The sequence below is a fragment of the Bradyrhizobium sp. CB1015 genome, assembly GCF_025200925.1.
Classification (GTDB): Bacteria; Pseudomonadota; Alphaproteobacteria; order Rhizobiales; family Xanthobacteraceae; genus Bradyrhizobium.
Genome location: NZ_CP104174.1, coordinates 505,895 through 523,843, shown reverse-complemented (window position 1 = coordinate 523,843; position 17,949 = coordinate 505,895). Strand labels below are relative to the sequence as shown.

15 protein-coding genes and 1 tRNA gene are annotated in these 17,949 nt (G+C 66.5%); 8 read left to right on the top strand and 8 right to left on the bottom strand.

The features are described from left to right. Positions 1–113: 113 nt before the first annotated feature. Complete coding sequence (locus tag N2604_RS02420) at positions 114–1,796, top strand: MFS transporter (RefSeq protein WP_260373617.1); 1,683 nt, start codon at positions 114–116, stop codon at positions 1,794–1,796. 116 nt (positions 1,797–1,912) lie between these two features. Here the strand turns inward: N2604_RS02420 and N2604_RS02415 are convergent, their stop codons facing one another. Beyond that, positions 1,913–2,128 carry a cysteine rich repeat-containing protein gene (locus tag N2604_RS02415; RefSeq protein ID WP_260373616.1) on the bottom strand — a complete coding sequence of 72 codons (216 nt, stop codon included), beginning with the start codon at positions 2,126–2,128 and terminating at the stop codon, positions 1,913–1,915. 171 nt (positions 2,129–2,299) lie between these two features. Next, positions 2,300–2,593, bottom strand: coding sequence for a hypothetical protein (locus tag N2604_RS02410; protein ID WP_260373615.1), 294 nt, complete (start codon positions 2,591–2,593; stop codon positions 2,300–2,302). A gap of 252 nt (positions 2,594–2,845) precedes the next feature. Here N2604_RS02410 and N2604_RS02405 point away from each other — a divergent pair, with 252 nt between their 5' ends. Beyond that, the gene (locus N2604_RS02405) at positions 2,846–3,895 is read left to right on the top strand and encodes a polysaccharide deacetylase family protein (RefSeq protein ID WP_260373614.1); all 1,050 of its coding nucleotides are present in this window, start codon (positions 2,846–2,848) and stop codon (positions 3,893–3,895) included. A 252-nt stretch (positions 3,896–4,147) separates the two neighbouring features. Next, the gene (locus N2604_RS02400) at positions 4,148–5,353 is read left to right on the top strand and encodes an integrase core domain-containing protein (RefSeq protein ID WP_260371115.1); all 1,206 of its coding nucleotides are present in this window, start codon (positions 4,148–4,150) and stop codon (positions 5,351–5,353) included. Positions 5,354–5,613: 260 nt separating this feature from the next. Here the strand turns inward: N2604_RS02400 and N2604_RS02395 are convergent. The 4 genes from N2604_RS02395 to N2604_RS02380 form a co-directional block, all read right to left on the bottom strand. Further along, positions 5,614–5,689: transfer RNA gene (locus tag N2604_RS02395), tRNA-Thr, on the bottom strand. 99 nt (positions 5,690–5,788) lie between these two features. Further along, positions 5,789–7,618: a heme biosynthesis protein HemY gene (locus N2604_RS02390; protein WP_260373613.1), complete on the bottom strand. Its 1,830-nt coding sequence runs from the start codon at positions 7,616–7,618 to the stop codon at positions 5,789–5,791. Between the two features lie 35 nt (positions 7,619–7,653). Continuing rightward, positions 7,654–8,874 carry a COG4223 family protein gene (locus N2604_RS02385; RefSeq protein WP_260373612.1) on the bottom strand — a complete coding sequence of 407 codons (1,221 nt, stop codon included), beginning with the start codon at positions 8,872–8,874 and terminating at the stop codon, positions 7,654–7,656. A 63-nt stretch (positions 8,875–8,937) separates the two neighbouring features. Further along, on the bottom strand, positions 8,938–9,684 hold the full coding sequence (locus tag N2604_RS02380; protein ID WP_260373611.1) for a uroporphyrinogen-III synthase: 747 nt from the start codon (positions 9,682–9,684) through the stop codon (positions 8,938–8,940). Positions 9,685–9,841: 157 nt separating this feature from the next. On the opposite strand from N2604_RS02380, the gene tsaD reads away from it, so the two are divergent. Genes tsaD through N2604_RS02365 form a run of 3 tightly spaced genes read left to right on the top strand, consistent with a single transcriptional unit; the run spans position 9,842 to position 12,308 of the window. Next, positions 9,842–10,909, top strand: coding sequence for a tRNA (adenosine(37)-N6)-threonylcarbamoyltransferase complex transferase subunit TsaD (tsaD, locus tag N2604_RS02375; protein ID WP_260376414.1), 1,068 nt, complete (start codon positions 9,842–9,844; stop codon positions 10,907–10,909). A gap of 2 nt (positions 10,910–10,911) precedes the next feature. After that, positions 10,912–11,892: an NAD(P)H-dependent glycerol-3-phosphate dehydrogenase gene (locus N2604_RS02370; protein ID WP_260373610.1), complete on the top strand. Its 981-nt coding sequence runs from the start codon at positions 10,912–10,914 to the stop codon at positions 11,890–11,892. A 2-nt stretch (positions 11,893–11,894) separates the two neighbouring features. After that, positions 11,895–12,308, top strand: coding sequence for an EVE domain-containing protein (locus tag N2604_RS02365; protein WP_260373609.1), 414 nt, complete (start codon positions 11,895–11,897; stop codon positions 12,306–12,308). A gap of 100 nt (positions 12,309–12,408) precedes the next feature. Here N2604_RS02365 and N2604_RS02360 read toward each other — a convergent pair whose 3' ends face one another. After that, positions 12,409–13,503, bottom strand: coding sequence for an adenylate/guanylate cyclase domain-containing protein (locus N2604_RS02360; RefSeq protein WP_260376413.1), 1,095 nt, complete (start codon positions 13,501–13,503; stop codon positions 12,409–12,411). A 101-nt stretch (positions 13,504–13,604) separates the two neighbouring features. On the opposite strand from N2604_RS02360, the gene N2604_RS02355 reads away from it, so the two are divergent. Continuing rightward, positions 13,605–14,060, top strand: a complete 456-nt coding sequence (locus tag N2604_RS02355; RefSeq protein ID WP_260373608.1) for an SRPBCC domain-containing protein — start codon at positions 13,605–13,607, stop codon at positions 14,058–14,060. An 11-nt stretch (positions 14,061–14,071) separates the two neighbouring features. On the opposite strand, the gene N2604_RS02350 is transcribed toward N2604_RS02355, so the two are convergent. Then, the gene (locus N2604_RS02350; RefSeq protein ID WP_260373607.1) at positions 14,072–15,241 is read right to left on the bottom strand and encodes a DNA topoisomerase IB; all 1,170 of its coding nucleotides are present in this window, start codon (positions 15,239–15,241) and stop codon (positions 14,072–14,074) included. Positions 15,242–15,630: 389 nt separating this feature from the next. On the opposite strand from N2604_RS02350, the gene acs reads away from it, so the two are divergent. Beyond that, complete coding sequence (acs, locus tag N2604_RS02345) at positions 15,631–17,577, top strand: acetate--CoA ligase (protein ID WP_260373606.1); 1,947 nt, start codon at positions 15,631–15,633, stop codon at positions 17,575–17,577. Positions 17,578–17,949 lie beyond the last annotated feature (372 nt).

Here is a 17,949-nt window from a genome sequence, read left to right as displayed (position 1 = left end):
CTTTGCACCGCTTATAGCGGCCTAAGCACTGGACAGCGAAGGACTTTCGCGGGCATCACTGAATTTGCCGCAATCGCCCGAGACCACTTCTCCCAGCTCATTTGGAAGGGGATATGACCGAGCAGCCGAACCGCCCGAAAATGGCCGCCGACGGCATCACTGCGCCCTTGCGGTACACCGTGTTCCGGCGGATCTGGCTCGCCAGCCTGCTCTCCAATCTCGGCCTCCTGATCCAGGGCGTGGGCGCGGCCTGGGCGATGACGCAGATGGCGGCCTCGGCGGACAAGGTGGCCCTGGTGCAGACCGCCTTGATGCTGCCGATCATGCTGATCTCGATGCCCGCCGGCGCCATCGCCGACATGTATGACCGCCGAATCGTCAGCGTGATTTCGCTGTCGATCGCGCTGATCGGCGCGAGCGCGCTCACCGTGCTGGCCGGCTTCAACCTGATCACGCCCGAATTGCTGCTCGCCTTCTGCTTCGTCGTCGGCAGCGGCAATGCGCTGTTCGGCCCGGCCTGGCAGTCCTCGGTCAGCGAACAGGTGCCGCCCGAGGCATTGGCCTCCGCCGTGGCGCTGAACGGCATCAGCTACAACATCGCACGCAGCTTCGGTCCGGCGGTCGGCGGCGTTATCGTGGCTGCGCTCGGAGCGGTGGCCGCATTCGCCTGCAATGCGATCCTCTATTTGCCGCTGCTGATGGTGCTGCTGCTCTGGCGCCGCAGCACCGAGCCGTCGCGCCTGCCGCGGGAAAAGCTCAACCGCGCCATGGTCTCGGGCGTGCGTTACATCACCAATTCACCGCCGATCAAGATCGTGCTGCTGCGCACGCTGGTGATGGGCCTGATCGGCGGCGCGGTGATGGCGCTGATGCCGCTGGTCGCGCGCGACCTCCTGCATGGCGGCGCGCAGACCTACGGCATCATGCTGGGCGCCTTCGGCATGGGGGCAGTGATCGGCGCGCTCAACATCCACGAATTGCGCAAGCGCATGAGCGGCGAGGCCGCGATCCGCGCCTGCACCATCTCGATGGCCTTCGCCATGGCCGCCCTCGCGCTGAGCACGGAGCCGGTGCTGACGGCAACCGCGCTGGTCCTGGCCGGCGCGGTCTGGATGGCCGCGATCGCGCTGTTCAATATCGGCGTGCAGCTCTCGGCGCCGCGCTGGGTCGCGGGCCGCTCGCTCGCGGCGTTCCAGGCCTCGATCTCCGGCGGCATCGCGATCGGCGCCTGGGGCTGGGGCCGTCTCACCGACTATGCCGGTGTCGAGATCGCATTGCTGACCGCGGCAGGCCTGATGCTGATCTCGCCGCTGCTCGGCATCTGGCTTGCGATGCCGCGCGTCGGCGCGCGCAACGAGGATGCGGACGTGCTGGCCGATCCCGAGGTGAGGCTGTCGCTGACCGGACGCAGCGGGCCGCTCGTGGTCGAGATCGAATACAGGGTCGCGCAAGAGAACGCGCGCGCGTTCCACAACGTGATGCAGGACGTGCAGCTCTCCCGCCAGCGTAACGGCGCCTATGGCTGGTCGATCGCGCGCGACATCGCCGACCCCGAGCTGTGGACCGAGCGCTATCACTGCCCGACCTGGCTCGACTATTTGCGTCAGCGCAACCGTTCGACCCAGTCCGAACGCGCACTGCATCAGCAGGCGATCGATTTCCACATCGGCCCCGAGCCGGTGCGGATCCGCCGCATGCTGGAGCGTCCATTCGGCTCGGTGCGCTGGAAGGACGAGACGCCGGACCGCGCCAATAGCGAGGTGCTGCCGGTGGTCGCGGCTGGGAGCAGTACGTAGGTTTTGATTGGTCATTCCGGGGCGCGCGAAGCGCGAGCCCGGAATCCATTCCTCTCAGGAGTTTGCCGCCCGATGGATTCCGGGCTCGCGCCTAACGGCGCGCCCCGGAATGACAGTCACTGCCCGTGATCCGTCAGCACCTTGTCGCAACCCTTGCTGAGCCGGGTGCGGTTCTGCTTCAGGCAGGCGAGCACAGCGCCGTCGCCATTGTTCATCACGGCGCGGCAAAAGCGGCTGACATCGCGCGCGCAGGCATCATGGCCGGGCTGCTGTTGGGCGGATGCAGCCGATGCGCACAGGAGCAAAGGAATGATGAAAACAAATCTGGTCATCGCGGAATGCCTCTTACCCGGAAGAATCTGCGGGCGAAGCTAGTGCGACGATCCCAGAGCTGCAACGGCTTTTGTTGCCGGCCGCGACGTGCCGCATGGCCTCGGCTTTGGCGCCGAGGCACATCGCGGGGGGAGCTGACTGACGCAACGGTCGCGGCGTCTGCCTGTCGCTTACTGCTTGTCTTGAGCGTCAGCGACCTTGCGCGAGGCGCCCTTGGCGAGGTCCTTGTCCATCACCGCGCGGCAGCCGGCGCTGAGGTCCGAGCGATGCTTGATCATGCACGCCGTGATCTTCGGGATGTTGGGGATCTCCGCCGAGCAGAGACGGAAGGCATCGCCCGTGCACATCTGCTGCGCCTCCGCCGTGAAGGCGAAGCTCGCACTGGTCGAGGCGATCGAGACGATGGCGGCAAAGCCCAAGGCCAGGCTGGTATCGCGGATCTTGCTGGTAAACGACTTGGTCATTTGAAGCTCCCATTGGCACCGCCACAGCGGGCCCGTTATCGATGGGAGCTACGATGCTCCAGTAAATCCGTTTCCACTGTGATGACGCTCACGGGAGGCCCACCCTGTGTGATGTCGGTCACTTTGGCGCAGCCCACTGAAATTCCTCCGCAACGGCTGTCGTGTTGGTGTCACGTTAACTCTTGGTTCGCATTAATGGCTCGTCGCGCGGGAAATTCCGCCGGTTTGGTTGCGTAATTGGAAAGATTAGCGATGCGTAATGCGTTGGGCCTGATGCTGGCCAGTGTAGTTGCGGCGGTCGTGATCGCCGCCGGCGGTTGGTTTTATTATTCCGCGCGCGCCGACCAGGGCGCTCCCAAGACAGTTGCCGCCCGTGCCGCCGACCCGTTGCCGGCACAGGCGAAGCTCGCCGCCAAGGACGACGTCGAGACCACCGCGGCCGTCGCGGCCAAGCCAGCAGCTCCCGTACCTGCGCCCGCGCCGGTCATGCCGATGCAGCCGAAACAGGCCTGCGCCAATCCGAACGCGCTGGGTGTGTCCCGCGTCGTCGAGATCGACACGACGGGCGGTCCCGGCTTCGGCTTCGAGCATTTCAAGCAGTTCGACTTCCTGACCGAGAAGGAGGTCGTGCTGACCTTCGACGACGGTCCGTGGCCGGTCAACACGCCCGCGGTGCTGAAGGCGCTCGCGGACGAATGCACCAAGGGCCTGTTCTTCTCGGTCGGCAAGCACGCCACCTACCATCCGGAGATCCTGCGTCAGGTGCTGGCCCAGGGCCACACGGTCGGCACGCACACCTGGTCGCATGTCAATTTGAACGGCAAGAAGATGACCGAGCAGCAGGTCAAGGACGAGGTCGAGAAGGGTTTTAGCGCGGTGCGGTTCGCGCTCGGCACCAACCCGGCGCCGTTCTTCCGCTTCCCGCAGCTGCAGCACAATCCGGCGATGGTGACCTATTTCGGCACCCGCAACGTCGCGATGTTCTCGACCGACATCGACTCCTTCGACTTCAGGAAGGGTGCGACGCCGGAGAAGATCGTCGAGACCGTGATGACCAGGCTCGACAAGCTCGGCAAGGGCATCATCCTGATGCACGATTTCCAGAAGCACACCGGCGAAGCCCTGCCGGCGCTGCTCGCGCGGCTCAAGGCCGGCGGTTACAAGGTCGTGCAGATGAAGGCCAAGACGACCTTCCAGACTCTGCCCGAATATGACGAAGCGCTGATGAAGGACATGAAGGTGCCGACCGCCGGCACGAACACGCGACCGATCTCGAGCGTGGTGCAGACGGTGTCGCAGTAGGCGCGATGACTACTCCAATATGCGCATGGCCGGGCTTTCGCCCGGCCATTTGCTTTGGGCGAGCGTTACCAATAGATGCCGTGGTCCTGGTGGCGAACTTGGTTGTAACCGGCGCTGAGGCCGCAGCGGGAGTGATCACCGCAGTAGGCGCAGAAGCCGAGATCGCCGGCGGTGAGCGGCCCGAGACATAGGTGACAACTCGTACCGGACACATGGGTTACACTTTCCGCTTTTGTTCTGCGGGAGGTGTAGATGCCGTGGAAAGCGAGTTCGGTAATGGAAGAGCGCCTGCGCTTTGTCGCCCGGCTTCTGGATGGGGAAGCCATGACCGCGGTGTGCCGGGAGTTCGGCATCTCCCGCAAGACCGGGTACAAGATTTTCTGCCGCTATAAGGAGCACGGGCTGGAGGCGTTGAGCGACCGCTCCAGGCGGCCGATACGCTATGCCAACCAGCTCCCGCAGCAGCTCGAGACCCTGATCGTCCGGCTGAAGAGCGAGAAGCCGCACTGGGGCGCCCGCAAGATCCGCGAACTGCTGGTGCGCCGGCTCGATGGCGAGGTCAGGGTTCCCGCCAAGAGCACCATTCATGCGGTGCTCGATCGCCACGGCCTGGTCAAGCGCGGCGGCGGGTCGCGCCACCGCGCGCGCGGCACGCCGCTGTCGCAGGGCACGCTTGCCAATGATCTGTGGTGTGTCGACTTCAAGGGCGAGTTCAGGCTCGGCAATGGCCAGTACTGTTACCCACTGACCGTCAGCGATCATGCCTCGCGCTTCCTGCTGCTCTGTGAAGCGCTGGACTCAACGCGCGAAGACCCTGCCATTACCGCCTTCGAGCGGCTGTTCCGCGAACGTGGTTTGCCGCTGGCCATCCGCTCCGACAATGGCGTGCCCTTTGCTAGTCCCAATGCCTTGTTCAACCTCTCGAAGCTATCGGTGTGGTGGCTCAGGCTCGGCATTGCGATCGAGCGGATCAAGCCCGGCCATCCACAACAGAACGGCCGTCATGAGCGCATGCATCTCACGCTCAAAAAGGAAGCGACTAGACCGCCTGGGTTCAACAGCCTGCAGCAGCAGGATCGCTTTGACCGCTTCCTGCACGAGTTCAATGCCGAACGTCCCCACGAGGCGCTCGACATGAAGTGCCCTGCCGAGCTCTACACCGCGTCAGCGCGCCACTACGATGGCCTGCCCGAACTGTCCTATCCCTTCCACGATCGCGACGTCGTCATCACATCCTGCGGCCGCCTTTGCCTGCATCGCAAGAAAATCAACATCTCCATCGTGCTGGCCGGCCAGAAGCTCGGTATCAAGGAAGTCGACGACGGCATTTGGCTCGTCAGCTTCATGCACTACGACCTGGGATACTTCGACCTTGAGCAAAAGACCTTGCAACCCCTCGACAACCCGTTCGGCCCGAGGCCTGTCACCGATGTCTCCGGTACGACATCATCGCCCTGACTGAGATAGGCACTCTTGCTCGTTCTTGGCATGGCAGCCCCCTTGCATGGCCGCACCGAGCGGTCAACCCCCGAAGCCCGCCAGGGGCGCGCCCCTTGGGCGCGCGGGGTTGACGGCGAATGTGCGGGCCGAGCAATAATGGGCGGCGCCATGAGTGCGCGGAGTACCTGCAACCCTCGACAACCCGTTCGGCACGAGGTTGTTACCCATGTCTCAGGTACGGTCTGTTACCTATGTGTCCGGGCTGGACACGGGGCAGCTGGTGCCGCAAGAGGGATTCGAACCCCCGACCCCGTCATTACGAATGACGTGCTCTACCGACTGAGCTATTGCGGCGACCCTGCCGGGACCCGGGCGATGCCGGGCCCGATACGCGCGCCCCTGATATCGGGCATGGCCCGAATTGGCAAGGACAAGCGGGAGGCGAAATGCGGCTCACGCGCCCCAGCGGGACCAGAATCCGCGCCAGCCGCCCGCCTGGGCCTTTGCATGGGCTTTTGGCGTGCCGATTTGTTCCGTAAATTCATCGCTTGGGCCGTCGTCGTCGATCCCGGGATCGTCGGGTGCACGGACGATCGGGATGACGGTCTGGATCGGCGCCGAGGCGGGCTTACTGAGGTCGGCCCGGGTCCGGAACACTGGCGTTGCCGCCGGCGGCGATGATTCGGCGGGCGGCGGAGCCGGATTCGCCGGCTCGGCGGGCGTGACGGCCGGCTCGTCGACCTCCGCAGTTTCCTTGGCCGTTTCCTTGGCAGCTTGCTCCGCAGCTTCCTTGTCGGTTTCCTTGGCAGCCTCCTTCGCGGCTTCCCTCGCCGGAGGGGGCGAATTGTCCTGCGCGGCCGGGGCCGGGGCCACCTCCGGCGGTTCCACCAAGGCTCCGCTGGGAGCCGCGGTCACCCGCTTCGGCGGCGGAGCGGCCAGCATGGCTTCCTCGAAGGCCGAGGATTCGATGGTGGCGCCCTTGTCGGAGGGCAGGCTCGCAACCGGCGTCTGCCATTGGAACGCATCGAGGCGGCCGGTGACCGGGGAGACCGGACGCCAGCGGTCGCTGACATAGCCGTCCGCGGTCCAGGCGGGATCGAGACGGGCGCGCACCGCGCGCAAGGTCCAGGCGCGGGCGCGGCCGCCATCGCCATGCTCGGCGCGCTCGATCTCGGCCATCAGCAGCGCGACGCGCTGGGTCGGATCATTGAGGTAGGGTGCAAGCACCTCGCGGGCGCGGGCGAATTCGGAGGCGTCGATCGCGGCCCGCGCAATTGCGAGCTGGCCCTCGACATGGCCCGGCTTGTCGGCCGGTGTCTTGGCCGCGAGCGTCTCCACCCGCTGCAGGCGCTGCCGCGCGGAATCGCCGAGCTTCACATGCGCATAGGCTTCCGCGAGATCGGGATGCGGATTGGCGAGCCAGGCGGCTTCCACCAGCTTTATGGCGCGGCGCACCTGATGCGCCTCGCTCTCGAATTTTGCCGCGAGCACGGCCGCCGGCACCAGGGTCGGCGCGAGCTTGACCGCCTCCATCACGCTCTCGCGCGCCACGTCGCGATCCATCGTTTCCAGTTCCAGCGCACGCGCGGTGAGCAGCACGCCGCGCTGCCGGCGATAGGTCTGCTTGTCGATCAGGCCCGCGGAGAGATTCGAATCGAGGATCGCGAGCGCGCCGCTCCAGTCGCCGCGCGCGCAGCGGAAGCCGAGCACCGCGTGCGAGGCCCAGGTCGCGGACGGCGACAGCTTGATCGCTTCCTCCGCGATCATCACGGCGCCGACCGCATCATCGGCGCGCTGCGCCTCGATGAACAGGCCGCGCAGGCCGAGCAGCCGCGTATCCTCGCGCTCGGCCATGGCGCGGAAGACGCGTTGCGCCTCGTCGCGATTGCCTTCGAGCTGCGCCGACTGCGCGTGCAAGAGCAGCGCGAGCGGATCGTTCGGTGCATGCCGCCGTGCCACCTCGGCATGCCGGCGTGCGAGCGCGGAATCGCCGTGGCCGATCGCGAGCAGGCCATGGGTAATGGCGTGACGGCCGCGCGCGTGGCGCTTTTCATGACGACGTCGGCGCAGACGCTTCGGCGTGCGCCAGATCGTCGTCAGGATGCTCCAAAACAGGACGATCGCCACGGCAAATACGCCCAGTAGGAGCACGAACACTGGAATGGTTGGCGAGGCCCGCCAAACGCCCCAGGTCATCACGACCTCGCCGGGCTGGTCGGCGACCCACGCCGCGCCGGCCGCCGCCAGCGCAATCACGACAAGGAAGAGGACGATGCGAAGCATGGCGATCCCTATACGCGCCGATTGTTGCGCGAATCTTATTGAGCAGATTTGGCGAGATCCGCCATGGCATCGTCGGCGAATTTGCGGGACGCGGCGAGCGCGGCGTCGCGGGCATCGGCCTTGTCGAGCCAAGCCTGCGCCGCGGCGCGATCAGCCACGGGCAGCGTCTTCAGCTCGCGCCGCGCCTCGGCGAAATCGCTGCGGAGCGCCGCCGCCGTCACGCGGGACACGATGGCACCGCGATCGTTGCCGACGCCGTCGGTGCGCTCGATCCGCACCAGCTTTGACGCGCCGGCCTGGAGACGCTCGACAATGCCGGCCTCGCTCGACGGAGCTTCAGCCGGCGGCGACAGCTTCGGCACGATGTTGAGGAGCTCGCGGCTGAGCGCAGCCGCCGCCGGGATCCCGGACGATGCAAACGCCTCGAGCGGCTTGAGCATGTCTGGCTTGGCCGTCAGCGACCGCGCCGTGGCCAATTGCGTTTGATAGGGATCGCCGTGGCGAACGGCAACGTCGAGCAGGGATGCCGCCACCACATAGCGGAGCGGCTTGTCGTCCATCGTCTTGGCCTCGGCGATCTTCTCGCCCTGCTGCGCGAGCTCGGCCCGCTCGGTCTTGCTGGCGCGCTCGAGCTGAGCGATGCGGTCGGTGAGCGCGGCAAGATCGGGCGCGGCACTCGGCGGCGCGGATTTCGCATCGTTCAGCGCGCTCGCCGTCTTGTCGAATTGCGCGCGCAAATTGGCGATGTCGCCGCGCAGGGCGCTCGCCGCTTTCTCCAACGCATCGATTCGCGCGACTTGGGCCGGATCGGCCGCGGGCTTGGCGGCCTTGGCTTCGACTGCGGCAACGCGCCCGCTCAGCGCATCGACGGTCGCACTGCTGACCTGCGGCGCGACCGGCGGAGCCTGCACCGCCGGCCAGCCCAGCATCCAGCCGACCGCGATCACGACGGCAGCTGCGACAGCGCCGGAGAACGGCGCAATGACCCAGGGGGAAACCGGCGCCGATACGGGCGCCGCCACGGACGCCTGCTGCTCTGCAGATTCGGACTGAGGCTCGGCCTTGACCTCTTCCGAGCCGGGCTCTTCCACCCTGGCCTGCTCCTGCGCGACATGCTCGGACGGCTCGGGCTCACCGGCGACCTGCTGCGGCTGGGTCGAGACTTCCGTCGCCTCGAGGTCGATGGTGGGCGGGGTGCGCTTGGCACGACCCGCGTCGGGCGCCAATCCAGCGTCTTCAGGCTTGTCGTCGGCCATCGTGACGGTTCCTCACACTTCCATACCAGGGTGGATTAGATTGCGTCGGATTCGGCCCGACCTTTACGCCAAACGGGTGCGCAACGCACGCTCCAAGGTGTCGAATAAGGCAGTTTCGTCCGGCGTTGCGGCCGCCAGAACCTGTGACGCGCCGGCCTCGCGCAGCACGCCCGCAACGGTCTCGGACAGGCAGCAATGCGGGATCGCCAGCGCCGAAATTTCAACACCTTCGTCCCGCGCCGCATCGAGGAAGGCACGCGCGCTGCGCCGGGAGTAGTGCAGCACCGCCTCAATCCCGTGGACGGCAAATCCTTCGCAGACCTCGCGCGGCAGATGCTTCACCGGCGCCATGCGATAGGTCGTCTGCGTCACCACGCGAAAACCTTCCGCACCAAGCTCGCCGCCGAGGTCGCGCGACAGATCCGCGCCCGCGAGATACAATAGCGTGCTCTTTTTCTTCAGCACCTTGTCGCGCGTGCTCTGCATCACCTTGTCGTGCAAGGACGCGGCATCGCCGCCGGCGACGATCACCTCGGCAAAACCGGCCTCGCGCGCCGCAGCAGCCGTATGCTCGCCGACCGCGAACAATGGCAGCTGCAACAGACCGAGGTCCGGCGATTGCGGCGCCACAGCGCGGATCGCATTGGCCGAGGTGACGAGAACGGCATCGTAAGAAACGTCACTCTCGCCATGGAAGGCGACCGGCTCGAGCTTGAGCGCCGGCGCAAGCAGCACCGCATGCCCGCGCGCACGCAGATTGTCCGCAGTCGCCTCGTTGTCGGGATACGGCCGTGTGACAAGAATGGACATCGCTGGTGTTCCCGGACCATTTGGCGGTGACGCATTGACCAGAACGGCTGCGCGGGACGATTGCGCAAGCCGACCTCGGGATGCTACCGGACGTACCAGAACTCTGCTTTACGGATGAGCGCAAGGGCGCAAATTGGATAACAATTCGCCAATGCTGGTGCTGGGCATCGAAACCACCTGCGACGAGACCGCTGCGGCCGTGATCGAACGCGCGGCCGATGGCAGCGGCAAGATCCTGTCCAACATCGTGCGGTCGCAGATCGATGAGCATGCCCGCTTCGGCGGCGTGGTGCCGGAGATCGCCGCGCGCGCGCATGTCGACGTGCTCGACGGGATCATCGATCGTGCCATGGCCGAGGCCGGCATCGACTATGCCCAGCTCGACGGCGTCGCGGCGGCCGCGGGGCCCGGGCTGATCGGCGGCGTCATCGTCGGGCTCACCACCGCGAAAGCGATCGCGATGGTGCACGACACGCCGCTGGTCGCTGTGAACCATCTCGAAGCGCATGCGCTGACGCCGCGCCTCACCGACGGCATCGAATTTCCCTATTGCCTCTTCCTCGCCTCCGGCGGCCATACCCAGATCGTCGCGGTCACCGGCATCGGCCAATATGTGCGGATCGGCACCACGGTCGACGACGCCATCGGCGAGGCCTTCGACAAGGTCGCGAAGATGCTGGGCCTGCCCTATCCCGGCGGCCCGCAGGTCGAGCGCGCGGCGGCAGGCGGCGACGCCACGCGCTTTGCGTTTCCGCGGCCGATGCAGGGACGCCCCGATGCCAATTTCTCGCTGTCGGGATTGAAGACGGCGGTGCGCACCGAAGCGAGCCGGCTGGCCGAGCTCACGCCGCTGGACGTCAGCGATCTCTGCGCGAGCTTCCAGGCCGCCGTACTCGATTCGACGGCCGACCGGCTGAGCGTCGGCCTCAGGCTTTTCCGCGAACAGTTCGGCGCACCGGGCGCGCTGGTCGCCGCCGGCGGCGTCGCCGCCAATCAGGCGATCCGCGGCGCGCTTGATGATGTCGCGAAGCAGGCCGGGACGCAGCTGATCATGCCGCCGCCCGCGCTTTGCACCGACAACGGCGCCATGATCGCCTGGGCCGGCGCCGAGCGCCTCGCGCTCGGCCTGACCGACACGATGGACGCGCAGCCGCGCGCGCGCTGGCTGCTCGACGCCAACGCAACGGTGCCGGCAGGCTACGGCAAGACGCGGGCGGGATTCTAGGGATGACCGCGCCGCAATCCGTCGCAGTGATCGGCGCGGGCGCCTGGGGCACGGCGCTGGCGACGGTGGCGGCGCGAGCTGGGCGAAAAGTGTCGCTGTGGGCACGCAATGCCGAGCATGCCGCGCGGATCGCATCGACGCGTGACAATCCGCGGCTACCTGGCGTGCGGATCGCGCCTGAGATCGTCGTGACGAGCGAGGTGGCGCTCGCCGCGCGCGCGGACATGCTGCTGATTGCAACGCCGGCGCAACATTTGCGCGGCGCGGTCAACATGCTGGCCTCGCACATCACGAAGCCGGTACCGATCGTCGCCTGCGCCAAGGGCATCGAGCACGGCACCCACAAGTTCATGACCGACGTGATCGCCGAGGCCGCGCCGCACGCGCAGCCGGCGATCCTGTCGGGGCCGAGCTTTGCCGACGACGTCGCCCGTGGCCTGCCGACGGCGGTGACCCTGGCGGCAAGGGATGAGGCGCTGGCCAGCAGCCTGGTGCAGGCGCTGGGCTCGCCGACATTCCGCCCCTATCACTCCACCGACATCCGCGGCGTCGAGATCGGGGGCGCGGCCAAGAACGTGCTGGCGATCGCGGTCGGCATCGCGGTCGGACGCAAGCTCGGCGCCTCCGCGCAGGCGGCGCTCACGACCCGCGGTTTTGCCGAGCTCACCCGCCTCGGCCGCGCGCTCGGCGCACGCCGCGAGACGCTCACCGGCCTGTCGGGCCTCGGTGATCTCATTCTGACCTGCTCGAGCCCGCAATCGCGCAACTTCGCGCTCGGACTCGCGCTCGGGCGGGGCGAGCAGCCTCCCGCCGGCAAGCTCGCCGAGGGCGAGTTCACCGCCCCCGTGCTGATCGAGCTCGCCGCTTCGCAAAACATCGAGTTGCCGGTATCGGAGGCGGTCGCATCGATCCTGAGCGGCCGAAGCACGATCGATGCCGCGATCTCGGCGCTGATGACGCGCCCCTTCAAGGCAGAGGAATAAGCATGGCGTACTGGCTCGTGAAATCCGAACCGTCGGTGTGGTCCTGGGACCAGCAGGTTGCGAAGGGCGCCAAGGGCGAGGCCTGGACCGGCGTGCGCAATTTCACCGCGCGCCAGAACCTCGTGAACATGAAGAAGGGCGACAAGGCGTTCTTCTATCATTCCAACGAGGGCAAGGAGATCGTCGGCATCGCCGAGATCATCAAGGAGGCCTATCCCGATCCGACCGACAAGACCGGCAAATTCGTCTGCGTCGACATCAAGGCCGACAAGCCCCTGAAGACGCCGGTGACGATGGCCGCGGTCAAGGCCGAGAAGAAGCTCGCAGACATGGCGCTGGTGAAATATTCGCGCCTGTCGGTGCAGCCGGTGACGGCAGAGGAGTGGAAGCTCGTCTGCAAGATGGGTGGGGTTTAGGGCGAGGCTGCCGGAGTGCAGTAGCCCGGATGGAGCGCAGCGCAATCCGGGAAAGTCTAGATTGAAGCTCGACCCCGGATTAGGCTTCGCTCCATCCGGGCTACGATATCCGAGCTTGCGGTTCGGGCAACGCAAACACCTCGCACGGCGCGGCAATGCCGCGCAGCTCATGCGTCCCGAGCGCGACGAGCGGCATCTCCGTCTCGGCGGCGAGTGCGCCCGACACCAGCACCGTCCGGCCCAGCGGCTTGCACAATCCCTCCAGCCGGCTGGCGAGATTGACGGCAGGGCCGATCGCGGTGAAGTCGAGCCGGTTGGCGGCGCCGATATTGCCCCACAGCATCTCGCCGAGATGGAGCGCGGCGCCAAACGACAGCGGCGGCAACCCTTGCGCGCGGCGCTCCTTGTTGAGGTACGCCATGCCGGCTTCGGCTGCGCCTGCCGCCCGCAGGGCAGCGTCACAGGCGCGGCGCGGCGACGCTTCGAGCACCGGAAAGATCGCGAGCACGCCGTCGCCGATGAATTTCAGCACCTCGCCGCCGAAGGCGTGAACCGCGCCGGCGATGCGATCGAACCAGGCATCGAGCGCCGCGATGACATCGGCCGGCGGTGTTGTCTCCGACAGGCTCGTGAAATTGCGCAGGTCCGCATACAGCAACGCGGCCTGGATGGTCTCGCCGAGATCGCGGCGCAGAGGCGCCGCGAGCACCCGCTCCGCGCTGCGCGTGCCGAGGTAAGCATCGAGCGTCGCCCGCAAGGTGGCGCGCGCGGCGAGCACGGCAAGCGGCGTCGCGGCAAAACGCGCGGCCTGACGCAATTGCTCGATCTCATCCGCCGTGAACGGACGCGGTCCGATCCAGCCGAGCAGCGGCCCATCGGGCCGTCCGGCGACATCTTCATGCACCTCGCCGCGCGCGCTGTCGCGCAGCCAGCGGCGGCCGGCGTCGTTGGGTGGATCGGGCGCGAGGCCGCCGGGCGCGAAGCCGAGCGCTTCAATCACCTGGCCGCTATCGGCACGCCACAGCCAGGTCCGTTTCGCGATCAGCGGATGCGGCACCTCCAGCGTCACGGCGCCCGCCGCGAGCGGCACACCGTCGGCGACCAGATGCGCGCCGAGTTCCGCGAGCAGGCGGTCGGCCCCGGGACAATCCGCGGCGGCATCGAGGAGCCAGGCGAGGGTCGAGGAGAGGTGCATGGCCCGATGATGACGAAGCCGGGCCGTCTTTGTCACGGGTAATCCTTGACGGAGCGCCGGGCCGCCGCCATGTCCCATCGTCAGACCAGGGATGATCGCCGATGCCCGAGCCGTTCATAGTGCGACGCGAGACCCAGATCGCGGCCCCGCGCGCCACCGTCTTCGCCTACCTCACCGACCCCGAGAAGATCCTGAGCTGGATGGGCTCGGATGCGACCACTGAGCCCTATCCCGGCGGGCTCTACCTGCTCAAGGGCGTCAGCCCGCGCGGCGGCGTCGCCCGCGGCGCCTTCCGCGAGGTCGTGCCGGTGCATCGCCTGGCCTACACGTTCGGCTGGGAAGGCGGTCAGGAAGTGCCGCCCGGCTCGAGCCTGATCGAGATCGACCTGATCGAGCAGGATGGCGGCACGCTGCTGCGCATGACCCATAGCGGCCTGCCGAACGAAGCGCAGGCCGCCGCGCATGCGACGGGATGGGCGCACTATCTGGAGCGGCTCACGATCGCAGCCGCGGGCGGCGATCCCGGCCCGGACCGGGGCGTTTCCGGCAAAACATAGCGAGGCGAAGGTCAGACCGCCGCGGTCGCCACCACCTGCGCCAGCAGCTGCTCGCGCCGGGCCTGCGAGCGCTGGCCCTTCATGGTTGCGGCGAAGCGCTCAAGGATGCCTTCCTCGAAGGCGGTGACGATGGTGTCGTGGACGTAGCTCTTGCGACAGATCGCCGGCGTGTTGGAGAGCTGGTCGGCGGCGGCGCGAATCGCGTCCAGCACCTGCTTCTTGCGGCCGCGCTGGCTATTCGCCGGCGTGATCCGCGACAGCGATTCCACCACGACGGCGGACGCCATCAGCGTACGGAAATCCTTCAGCGAAATCTTGATGCCGGCGATCTCGCGCAGAAACGCGTTCACCTGGGTGGTGTTGACCGCGCGCACGATGCCGTAGGCATCGCGATACTGGAACATGCGCTTGCCGGGAACGCTCTGCAAAATGCCGATGGCGCGCACCAGCTTGGCCGCGTCGCATTCTTTGCGCACGGCCTTGCCGCCCTTGGCCTTGAAGGTCAGCACGAAGCAATCGTCTTCCAGCGTGACGTTGGACTTCAGCAGCGTGGTCGCGCCGCGGGTGCCGTTGAGGCGGGCGTAGGATTCATTGCCGGGACGGATCGCGGTGCGCGCGATCAGCTCGATCACGGCCGAGAGCGCGAACTCGCGCGTCGGCTCGTCGCCGGACAGGAACGCCGAGACCTTGCGCCGGATTTTCGGCAGCGCGCCGACGAGCTTCTCCAGGCGATGCGCCTTGCGCTGCTCGCGGACCTTCTCCCAATCGGCGTGATAGCGATATTGCAGCCGGCCCGCGGCATCGCGGCCGACCGCCTGAAGGTGCGAGTTGGGATCGGCGGAGTAGCGCACCTCGCGATAGGCCGGCGGCACCGCCATGGCGTGCAGCCGGCGGATGGTGCGGGCGTCGCGGATATGCGCGCCGTTGGGACGGACGAAGGAATAGCCCTTGCCGCGCTTGATACGGCGGATGGTCAGCTCGTTCTGGTCGCCGAGCCGCAAGCCCAGCTCCCTGGCGAGGGCCTCGACCGTCGCCGCAGGCGCCGTGTCGTAGGTCTTTTTCGGGCTCGCGCGCCGGAAACCGCTCGGTTTCGGCCATTGTCCAAGGGCCTTGGCCAGGGCAATGGCTGCAGGATCGGCTGAAGCGGACCGCATCGTCCCGAGATTCTGCTGATCCATCATGGTCTTACGCCTTAGCCCTGTCTGTTATCGATCAATGCCGCTGTTCTGATTTTTGTTCCGAGGGGTCTCTTTGGACCCGGGTTGGCCATTTAGGGTGTTCCGAACGCTATTGCGAGTCCCGAATCAGTGAGATGAGGTTGCTAAATACCTCCGACCAGCGCATAGGGCTCTGCGGCGTCTGTTCTGGCGGCTTGGGTCAAGAGCCGAAAGGCGCCGGTCGGCCTGTTTCAGATTTGCGACAGCGAGCCTTCCGGACCTTGATCCTCCGCATGGCCGGCTGCCCGCCGAAGGTCCAGCTTGTGCTCCTTGTCGGGTCCGGTTAGCCCGACGCATAATCCATCAAATGATGATGTCGGCATTGCCTGAGCTTGCCGCATGTGGAGGGAAGCATGTCCGAGAAGATCTACGACGTCCCCGCGGAGTGGGCGAAGCGCGCCTGGGTCGACCAGGCCAAGTACAAGGAGATGTACGCCCGCTCGATCTCGGACCCGAACGGTTTCTGGGCGGAGCAGGCCAAGCGCATCGACTGGATGAAGGCGCCGACGAAAATCGAGAACGTCTCGTTCGCGCCCGGCAACATCTCGATCAAATGGTTCGAGGACGGAATCCTCAACGTCGCCCATAACTGCATCGACCGGCATCTGCCGGCGCGCGCCAACCAGACCGCGATCATCTGGGAAGGCGACGATCCCTCGCAGTCCAAGCACATCACTTACAAGGAGCTGCACGACGAGGTCTGCCGGATGGCCAACATCCTGCGCACCCGCAACGTCAAGAAGGGCGACCGCGTCACCATCTACCTGCCGATGATCCCGGAGGCGGCCTACGCGATGCTGGCCTGCGCGCGGATCGGCGCGATCCACTCCGTGGTGTTCGCCGGCTTCTCACCTGATTCCCTCGCCCAGCGCATCAACGACTGCCAATCCAAGATCATCATCACCGCGGACGAAGGCCTGCGCGGCGGCAAGAAGGTGCCGCTGAAGGCCAATGTCGATGCCGCGCTCGGTAAAACCGACGGCGTCGACTGGGTCGTCGTGGTCAAGCGCACCGGCGGCAAGGTCGACATGAACCCGACGCGCGACCTCTGGTACCACGAGGCGGCGGCGATGGTGACGACCGAATGCCCGCTCGAGCACATGCACGCCGAGGATCCGCTGTTCATCCTCTACACCTCGGGCTCGACCGGCCAGCCCAAGGGCGTGCTGCACACCACGGGCGGTTATCTCGTCTATGCCGCGATGACGCATCAATACGTCTTCGACTATCACGACGGCGACGTCTACTGGTGCACCGCCGACGTCGGCTGGGTGACCGGCCACAGCTACATCCTCTACGGGCCGCTGGCGAACGGCGCGACCACGCTGATGTTCGAGGGTGTGCCGAATTACCCGGATAATTCGCGGTTCTGGAACGTCATCGACAAGCACAAGGTCAACATCTTCTACACCGCGCCGACTGCGATCCGCGCACTGATGCAAGGCGGCGACGAGCCGGTGAAGAAGACCTCGCGCGCCTCGCTTCGCCTGCTCGGCTCGGTCGGCGAGCCCATCAATCCCGAAGCCTGGGAGTGGTATCACCGCGTCGTCGGCGACGACCGCTGCCCGATCGTGGACACCTGGTGGCAGACCGAGACCGGCGGCATCCTGATCACGCCGCTGCCGGGCGCCACCAAGCTGAAGCCGGGCTCGGCGACGCAGCCCTTCTTCGGCGTGGTGCCTGAAATCGTCGACGCCGACGGCAAGGTGCTGGAAGGCGAGACCACCGGCAACCTCTGTCTGACGCGGTCCTGGCCGGGCCAGATGCGCACGGTCTATGGCGATCACGCTCGCTTCGAACAAACTTACTTCTCGACCTACAAGGGCAAGTACTTCACCGGCGACGGCTGCCGCCGCGACGCCGACGGCTATTACTGGATCACCGGTCGCGTCGACGACGTCATCAACGTCTCCGGCCACCGCATGGGCACCGCCGAAGTCGAGAGCGCGCTGGTGGCGCATGAGAAGGTGTCGGAAGCGGCCGTCGTCGGCTTCCCGCACGACATCAAGGGTCAGGGCATCTACGCCTATGTCACCCTGATGGCCGGCGTGCAGCCGACCGACGAGTTGCGCAAGGAGCTCGTGACCTGGGTGCGCAAGGAGATCGGCCCGATCGCCTCGCCCGACCAGATCCAGTTCGCGCCGGGTCTGCCAAAAACCCGCTCCGGCAAGATCATGCGCCGCATCCTGCGCAAGATCGCCGAGGACGAGCCGGGCAGCCTCGGCGACACCTCGACGCTCGCCGATCCCGCCGTGGTCGACGATCTCGTCAAGAACCGGCAGAACAAGAAGTCGGCGTAAGCAAGCTCGTGCCCCCGACGCAGCGCAGCGCCACTTCAGCGGTGCGCTGCTGAGCCGGGGCCCAGCGATCGACTGAAAGAAAGAACTGGGTCCCGGATCGGCGCTCCGCTTCGCTGCGCTTGTCCGGGACACGACAGCGCGTGCCGGCCGCTCTCAACCAACGGCCATTCACACCCTCACGCTCTTGCCAGCGGGAGCCGTGGTGCGCCGGCATCTTTCCCGTCGAGTGTTGTTTTCGGGTCATTTACTTTATTTCGAACATTTTCTTTGTTCCCGCTGCTGGCCGGCCCTCGGCAGCCGCGCGTGGAAACCATTGGGTTAACGGGCGCGGTTAAGAATGAGCATCGACGAGGGCTTGGTGCGGCGGCGATT

Excerpts from the sequence above, each read along its gene's own strand:
- N2604_RS02400 (WP_260371115.1), top strand. The coding sequence starts at position 4,148 with ATGCCGTGGAAAGCGAGTTCGGTAATGGAAGAGCGCCTGCGCTTTGTC.
- N2604_RS02380 (WP_260373611.1), bottom strand. The coding sequence starts at position 9,684 with ATGTCCATTCTTGTCACACGGCCGTATCCCGACAACGAGGCGACTGCG.
- N2604_RS02385 (WP_260373612.1), bottom strand. The coding sequence starts at position 8,874 with ATGGCCGACGACAAGCCTGAAGACGCTGGATTGGCGCCCGACGCGGGT.
- acs (WP_260373606.1), top strand. The coding sequence starts at position 15,631 with ATGTCCGAGAAGATCTACGACGTCCCCGCGGAGTGGGCGAAGCGCGCC.
- N2604_RS02410 (WP_260373615.1), bottom strand. The coding sequence starts at position 2,593 with ATGACCAAGTCGTTTACCAGCAAGATCCGCGATACCAGCCTGGCCTTG.
- N2604_RS02420 (WP_260373617.1), top strand. The coding sequence starts at position 114 with ATGACCGAGCAGCCGAACCGCCCGAAAATGGCCGCCGACGGCATCACT.
- N2604_RS02390 (WP_260373613.1), bottom strand. The coding sequence starts at position 7,618 with ATGCTTCGCATCGTCCTCTTCCTTGTCGTGATTGCGCTGGCGGCGGCC.
- N2604_RS02355 (WP_260373608.1), top strand. The coding sequence starts at position 13,605 with ATGCCCGAGCCGTTCATAGTGCGACGCGAGACCCAGATCGCGGCCCCG.
- N2604_RS02415 (WP_260373616.1), bottom strand. The coding sequence starts at position 2,128 with ATGACCAGATTTGTTTTCATCATTCCTTTGCTCCTGTGCGCATCGGCT.
- N2604_RS02365 (WP_260373609.1), top strand. The coding sequence starts at position 11,895 with ATGGCGTACTGGCTCGTGAAATCCGAACCGTCGGTGTGGTCCTGGGAC.
- N2604_RS02360 (WP_260376413.1), bottom strand. The coding sequence starts at position 13,503 with ATGCACCTCTCCTCGACCCTCGCCTGGCTCCTCGATGCCGCCGCGGAT.
- N2604_RS02405 (WP_260373614.1), top strand. The coding sequence starts at position 2,846 with ATGCGTAATGCGTTGGGCCTGATGCTGGCCAGTGTAGTTGCGGCGGTC.
- N2604_RS02370 (WP_260373610.1), top strand. The coding sequence starts at position 10,912 with ATGACCGCGCCGCAATCCGTCGCAGTGATCGGCGCGGGCGCCTGGGGC.
- N2604_RS02350 (WP_260373607.1), bottom strand. The coding sequence starts at position 15,241 with ATGATGGATCAGCAGAATCTCGGGACGATGCGGTCCGCTTCAGCCGAT.